Genomic DNA, 1,672 nt, shown 5'->3' on the forward strand with positions numbered 1-1,672 from the left:
GGAAAGCTGACCGGATGGTGGCGAACCTGGGGCCTGACCTTCTTTCCGGCAACCTGGGTCCCGACATTTACGTTATTCACCGGCAGGCCAATGGCACCCGAATCATTGACCGGGACAACGGGAATACCCTGATATTGCATGGGGTACAAACCGAAAAACTGGACTGGCGGCTGACCGAAAATTATACCCATCTGGAGGTTCTGGACGACAGCCAGTTATTTTTCACCCTCAATTTACGACACGTTCCCCGTTGTCTGCGCAACGATAAAAGTCTGGCCACCGGGCTCTTTATCAACAGTCTGGCAGAGCATTTCTGGCGTCTGGTAACGGTTGATCCGGCCAACAATGGAACTAATGTGCTGACCAGCGAAAAACTTTGGAGTTACTATTACTCGAGGCTGGCTGAAGACAATCGGCTGGATAACATTTACCAGCTTGACAATGTTACGGCACCGGTGCGGGGCGGGCCGGGTGATGACCTGTTCTTCATCTCCGGTACAGTCAAGCCGGGAGCCGGGCTGTTTGGTGAGTCGGGAAACGATATTTTCCACATCAAAAGCAGTGGCGCCAGCGTACACCCCGGCCTCGGTAGTAACCTGGTCAGTCTCGAGCTGGAGGGTGCGCTGGAAAGTGCAGAGAAAACCGGGACGGTGAAGATATTTTTTGCCCCCTCTTCATTTAACCGGGTTCACCTGGGTGGTGCCAGTCTCACCAATCTGCAGGCAGCCAGCTGGCGTTCGCTGGCTCCGCACAATGCCACTGACGCAACTGACAGTGGTGACCAGCCTCGTTGTCCAGCCGGTTTGTCACGCCTGATGCCCCCTCCGGTCACTGGCGGCAGTTTTATACTGGCGGGCTGGGTTCACCGGAGCTTGCCTTCCCGCGCCTGGGGCTCACTCATTCATTTTGCCGGGGCTGACGGCGCTGATGCCATCAGGTTGAGCCTGAAAAACAGGGGATTGGAGATCAGGCTAACGGATGGCGAGAGGATCTTTCATGACAGGGTTAGACCATTTTTCACCTCCCCCCCGCCAACATCTGGCCATGACAATAGATGACCGTGGTTTTCTAACCCTCTACCGGGATGGCCAGCCTGTTTTGGCAACGCAGGCCCTCAAGCCAGCCGAAAAAATACGGACGCTGAACTGCCACGCCGTTGATAAACTGATCATTGACCGACGTCTCCCATCGCCTGATGGCATAAAAATGATGGCATCCGGTGTGAACCCCCTGGTAAGGATAGGCAGCTGGCAGAACCCACACCGCGTCTATGCCAATGACTGGCCAGACAGCCTGGAACTGGATGACGGTGTTCTGGATGGCAAGGAGTTCATCCTTAAACAACTAGAGTCTGGTTATGCACTTTTACAGCGAGCAGTCCCCGGACATCAGTATGTCATTGATGAGAAGAGTGCCATTTACCGCTTTGCTGACGATGGCACTGGTAACAGCGGCCAATGGTTTTTGTCAAATACCACAGGCACGGCTGACCAGCTGGAAGTGGTAACCCACCCCTGCCAAAAACTGCACTATCAAAAAGCGGGTGGGGACCTGATCCTGACTATCCTGACGAATGATGGACTGCTGAAGCACGGCGAAAATAGCACAAAACCAATAAATTCCACCCAGAGCCTTCGGGTGCCGAATTTTTTCAGTAAGGAAGGCGAAACCA

At 54.1% G+C, this 1,672-nt stretch carries 2 protein-coding genes; both read left to right on the plus strand.

Going from position 1 to position 1,672, the window contains the following annotated elements; genetic code table 11:
* Positions 1–1,058 (plus strand): hypothetical protein (locus tag KDK17_RS16395; protein WP_257288550.1); only part of this gene is annotated, 1,058 nt, incomplete at its 5' end.
* Positions 997–1,672: hypothetical protein (locus KDK17_RS16400; protein ID WP_257288551.1), on the plus strand; the 676-nt coding region annotated here is incomplete at its 3' end. The genes KDK17_RS16395 and KDK17_RS16400, both read left to right, overlap by 62 nt.

The sequence above is a fragment of the Endozoicomonas sp. SESOKO2 genome (assembly GCF_024606245.1).
Classification (GTDB): domain Bacteria; phylum Pseudomonadota; class Gammaproteobacteria; order Pseudomonadales; family Endozoicomonadaceae; genus Endozoicomonas_A.